This window comes from Mesorhizobium sp. CNPSo 4661 (assembly GCF_057784215.1).
In genome coordinates this window covers 1-5,198 of sequence record NZ_JBWGIO010000060.1, presented here as the reverse complement: position 1 = coordinate 5,198, position 5,198 = coordinate 1, and the positions used below count along the sequence as shown (strand labels likewise).

The window sequence follows — 5,198 nt, the reverse complement described above, 5'->3', positions numbered from 1 at the left end:
TATCATCCAAACAGCAAAGTCAATCTCGCCAAGCGAATAGATCGGGCGGTCTTCCCTCAACTGCAAGGCGGGCCCCATATGAATGTCATCGCTGCGCTAGCTGTCGCTTTGCAGGAAGCCGCGAACCCGTCCTTCCGTAGCTACGGCCATCAGATCGTCAAGAATGCCAAGGCCCTGGCACAGGCGCTGCTAGGGCGAGGCTATGACTTGGTTACCGGCGGGACCGACAATCACATGCTGATTCTTGATCTGCGCGATCGACCATTGTCGGGCAAGGCCTATGCCGAGCGACTAGCGAGGGCGGGCATCATTGCCAACTTTAACATGGTGCCGGGCGATCCGCGCGATCCGGCGGTTACGAGCGGAATTCGCTTCGGGTCGCCAGCAGTGACGTCAATGGGCATGCGCGAGGTGGAAATGGTGCAAATTGCCGGCTTCATTGACTCCGTCCTCCAGAGGCCAGACGACGACGATCTCCACGCCGACGTGCGAAGAAACGTTGCCGACTTGTGCGCTGCGTTCGAGGTCCCGGGCATCACCAACAGGTAAGGCAGCTCAAGCAGGCGCTTATCCAACTCTAATATCCGGTGCGAGGCATTTCATGGCTAGGCAGTTCGTATTCTCTTCTGAATCGGTAGGCGCGGGACACCCGGACAAGCTGGCCGACAACATCTCGGATGCCATCCTCGATGCGGTGCTCCGCTTCGATCCGAAGGCGCGCGTCGCTTGTGAAGCCCTGGTGAAGACATGTGAAGCCTTGGTGAAGACAGGGACAGTCGTTCTGGCTGGCGAGATTACCAGCGATGCAAATGTCGACTACAGCCAAGTTGCCCGCGATACGATCGTTGATATTGGATACGACGACGAGGCCGTCGGATTTGATGGCCGGCGTTGCTCGGTCGTTCATGCCCTCACCGAGCAGTCGCCCGACATTAGCCAAGGCGTTGACGAGGGTCGGGGGCAGGACCTCGAACAGGGAGCCGGAGATCAGGGCCTCATGTTCGGCTATGCATGCCGCGAGACCGACACGCTGATGCCTTTGCCGATCCAACTCGCCCACCGCTTGACGAAAAGACAGGCGGATGTCCGCAAGGCTGGACAGCTTAGCTGGTTGCGTCCTGACGTGAAATCCCAAGTCTCCGTGCGTTACGAGGGCTTGCGCCCCGTCGCCCTGGATACCATCGTCGTGTCGACGCAACACAATGAGCAGGTCTCGCAAGAAACGGTCCGCGAGGGCGTCATTGAGGAAATCATAAAGCCGGTGCTGCCGACCGACCTGGACACGGAAGGCATCAGAATTCTGGTCAACCCAACGGGCCGGTTCGTAGTCGGGGGCCCGCGCGGCGACTGCGGCCTCACTGGACGCAAGATCATCGTCGATTCCTATGGTGGAATGGGGCGTCACGGCGGCGGCGCCTTTTCGGGCAAGGACCCGTCCAAGGTTGACCGCTCGGCAGCCTATGCCGCCCGGTACGTCGCGAAGAATATCGTGTCTAGCGGGCTGGCGGACGTCTGCGAGGTGCAGGTTGCTTACGCGATCGGCGTGGCAAGTCCGGTGTCTGTGATGGTCAACACTTTCGGGACCGCAAGAATTGAGGAAAGAAGGATCGAGCGGCTCATTCTTGAGTTGTTCGATCTCAGACCGAAAGGCATCATCAAGATGCTTGATCTCCTACGCCCGATTTACCGCAAGACTGCGACCTATGGGCATTTCGGCCGCGAAGAGCCTGAGTTCACCTGGGAGAGGACTGACAGAGCCGACGACTTGCGGCGCGAGGCAGGACTCGCAGCCCCGTGAGGGCCGACGCCGAATGGAAGCGGAACACCATGTCATGACCAGACCTCGCCCAGCCGGCATGGCAGAAAGGCGGGCAATCGTTTGGCGGAGACATTGATGCCGAAATATGACGTGCTTTGCATCGGCAATGCCATTGTCGACATCATCGCCCAGTGCGACGAGGCCTCTCTCGAGACCAACGGCATCATCAAGGGCGCGATGAACCTCATCGACGCCAAGCGCGCCGAATTGCTCTACAGCCGCATGGGACCGGCGATCGAGGCTTCCGGCGGCAGCGCCGGCAATACGGCCGCCGGTGTCGCCAGCCTCGGCGGGCGGGCGGCCTTCTTCGGCAAGGTGTCGAACGACGCGCTGGGCGACATCTACACGCACGACATCCAGGCCCAGGGCGTGGCCTTCGACACCGGGCCGCTCGAGGGCGAGCCGCCGACGGCGCGCTCGATGATCTTCGTCACGCCCGACGGCGAGCGTTCGATGAACACCTATCTCGGCGCCTGCATCGAGCTTGGTCCCGAGGATGTCGAGGCCGACAAGGCGTCCGGCGCCAAGGTGACCTATTTCGAGGGCTATTTGTGGGATCCGCCGCGCGCCAAGGAAGCGATCCGGCAGACGGCGAAGCTGGCGCACGCCGCCGGCCGCGAAGTGTCGATGACACTGTCGGATTCCTTTTGCGTCGACCGCTACCGCGACGAGTTTCTCGAGCTGATGCGTTCGGGCACGGTCGATATCGTTTTCGCCAACAGCCACGAGATCAAGTCGCTCTACCAGACCTCCTCCTTCGAGGACGCGCTGGCTGCGATCCGCAAGGACTGCAAGATCGCCGCCGTCACCCGCTCGGAAAGAGGCTCGGTGATCGTGCGCGGCGACGAGACCGTCACCATCGAGGCGACATCGATCAGGGAACTGGTCGACACGACCGGCGCCGGCGACCTCTATGCCGCCGGCTTCCTCTACGGCTACACGGCCGGGCGCAGCCTCCAGGATTGCGGCGATCTCGGCTCGCTGGCCGCCGGACTGGTGATCCAGCAGGTCGGCCCGCGCCCGCGCCAGAACCTGCGCCGCGAAGCGGAGCAGGCCGGGCTTCTCTCAGGCGGACATTTCCAGGACAACTAGGTCAGCCTTTCCATGGTTCGAATCATATCAGGCAGTTTCGGCGAGCTTATAGATCTGTGGCATTATCAAGCGCCGGCGCCTCATTCAGGCGAAATCGGCTCATTTGCTCGGCGTGAAATAGCCGGACGTCTCTGCATTCGTCACCGGACGACCGGCAAGTTCTCGACAGACCGCTTGGTGCGCTCCCTCGACTCGGCTCGACTACAAGGTTGACGTCGTCGTGCGTCATAAGCCGAGCAAACCAGCGCGATCTTCTGCGGCCGCTTAGGTTTATCGAAGTGTCGACGGGCTAGCCCGTCGACAGCTTTGTTCAGGTTACCAGGCGATCGGACGGAACGGCACCCCACGGCGGTGCAGCTCTGCCTGGAATTCGTCACCTTGGCAGTCTGCGAATTCCCGTGCGCCGCGCCCGCGTCGATCGGGCTGCCAAGTGAGACACCTGGGGCGCATCTGGGGAGTTATGCCGCTAGCCTCGGTATAGCTTTCTCGATCAATCGCAAGAATCGTTGGTTGCGTGTCCCCGCAACCAATGATGCTTGCCGCACCCAAACGGGTTTTTCCGATGCAAGGTGCGGGCTCCGAGGGGGCACGGCCCAAATCGCCTATCGCCGTCAATGGAGGGCGGTAAGCTGACGGTTCATCGGTTCAGCACACAGTGTTCCACCGAGAATTTCGCCGATGGCCAACGCGCCAGGCTGGCCTGGCCAGCAAGCCACCAATTGACGAACGCTGATGTCCGCGCCGGATTTGGGCATACGTCGGACGGCTGATAGCCTTTGGCGCCGGCGGGAGAAACACATCGCCAAAGGGCCATTTCAATGCTGCTTGCGACGATTCGGCTGGCTATATTTGCGATGATGGTTGGCACCGCTGCTGACGCGCAAGACGACTATGTGGCCTGCTTGATCGACACGGCTGCAAAAATCATGAAAAGCCAGGTTGTCAAGATCCGGCTGCAGCGCTGGAAAAAGCAGCAAGAATTTGCAAGCCGCCACCCCAAGTAACCTGAGACAGCGTTCAAACACGCAAAATAAATTGAGTCGCCTCGCTGTTCGAGCATCATGCAGATGCGAGACATTGCACATCTCGCGAAAGCCCGCCGTACCGAAAGGCGCACCGGCTCCTCCTTTCGAAGCCGGAGTGTCAGCAGCTCCGGTCCTCTCTTCAGCGCCGGGCGAGTTGCAACGGGGTGGAGAGGCTCTCTCAGATGTGCTGCGGGAGTCACGCCCCGGACACCAAGGCAGGGATGGCCAAAGCCTCATTCGCCTCATTGAGGATCGAGAAGCTGTAACGGCCATCGGCGTCGAGATCGACCGAGTAGCTCAAGCGGTCAAGTATGTTGTTGTCCTGGTCGAACGTAACGATCCGCGGCTTCAGCGACGTAATGTGCGATTCGTCCAGGTAGACGGAGTTGCAGACAATGATCTGGTCGTCCGGCTGGCAGGTGCGGGCAGCCGCTCCGTTTAGAATACAGCAACGTGAGCCGCGCTCGCCCAGAATGACATAGGTCGAGATTCGCGCGCCGGAATTCTTGTTCCATATCTCCACGAATTCCATGGGCAGGATCCCGGCTTCTTCGCAGTGGTCAGGGTCGAGCGTTATCGAACCGTGGTAGTTGAGGTTTGCTTCGGTGACGTGGATGCCGTGTAGCTTGCCGGCGACTAGTTTTCGCATTGGTTTTGTCGTCCCTATTCATCTTCAAAGGTCAATCTTGGCATCCGGACCGCGCCGCTAAATTCCAACGAGCGCACCGCCGCTGAGACCGGCACCCGCTGCCGCCAGCAGGATTTTCTCGCCCGGCCGAAACGGCTCCCTCTGATGGGCGAGCGACAGGGAAAGCGGGATCGTGGCGGCGGAAGAGTTGCCGTACTCGGCGATCGTCTTGATGATCGCGAGATCCGCAATGCCAAGGTTCCGCCCGCGGCACGAACCAATCGATATCCTGCGGCCGCATTTGGGCTGCGGCGAGCGCGTCCTGCGAGCAGGTCATCATCTCAACGGCCTTGCCGAACACCTCACGGCCGTCGGTGATCGTCATGCGGGTCTGCTCGAGGTCGAGGTCGCCATGGAACGGCGTGTTGCTTCCTCCCGCCGGGATCTGGATCAGCCCGTAGCGCGAGCCGTCGGAATCCACTGAAGCACCGAGAATGCCGCGGTCCGGGTCATCGCAAGGGCCGATCACCACGGCGCCGGCGCCATCGGCAAACAGCACGGCGCTGGCGCGCTCGGCCGGGTTGATGCGGCGGCTGAGGATGTTGGCGGCAACCACAAGGGCCGCCTTGCCATG

Annotated in this window: 4 protein-coding genes and 2 pseudogenes; 4 read left to right on the top strand and 2 right to left on the bottom strand. The window is 61.1% G+C overall.

Features of this window, described 5'->3' with window-relative positions; all coding sequences use genetic code 11:
- The 4 genes and pseudogenes from glyA to AC0YKC_RS33800 form a co-directional block, all read left to right on the top strand.
- Positions 1 to 549: pseudogene (gene glyA, locus AC0YKC_RS33815) on the top strand (serine hydroxymethyltransferase); the annotation flags it as partial.
- A 52-nt stretch (positions 550 to 601) separates the two neighbouring features.
- Positions 602 to 1,798, top strand: coding sequence for a methionine adenosyltransferase (metK, locus tag AC0YKC_RS33810; RefSeq protein WP_488514219.1), 1,197 nt, complete (start codon positions 602 to 604; stop codon positions 1,796 to 1,798).
- Positions 1,799 to 1,894: 96 nt separating this feature from the next.
- The gene (locus tag AC0YKC_RS33805; protein ID WP_488514218.1) at positions 1,895 to 2,911 is read left to right on the top strand and encodes an adenosine kinase; all 1,017 of its coding nucleotides are present in this window, start codon (positions 1,895 to 1,897) and stop codon (positions 2,909 to 2,911) included.
- An 818-nt stretch (positions 2,912 to 3,729) separates the two neighbouring features.
- Entirely contained in the window at positions 3,730 to 3,915 is a 186-nt protein-coding gene (locus AC0YKC_RS33800; RefSeq protein ID WP_488514217.1) for a hypothetical protein, read from the top strand.
- A 217-nt stretch (positions 3,916 to 4,132) separates the two neighbouring features.
- Here the strand turns inward: AC0YKC_RS33800 and panD are convergent, their stop codons facing one another.
- Together panD and AC0YKC_RS33790 are read right to left on the bottom strand one after the other, a co-directional pair.
- A complete protein-coding gene (panD, locus tag AC0YKC_RS33795; RefSeq protein WP_488514216.1) occupies positions 4,133 to 4,585 on the bottom strand; it encodes an aspartate 1-decarboxylase in 453 nt (150 codons plus the stop codon).
- Positions 4,586 to 4,642: 57 nt separating this feature from the next.
- Positions 4,643 to 5,198, bottom strand: a pseudogene (locus tag AC0YKC_RS33790) (3-oxoacyl-[acyl-carrier-protein] synthase III C-terminal domain-containing protein); the annotation flags it as partial.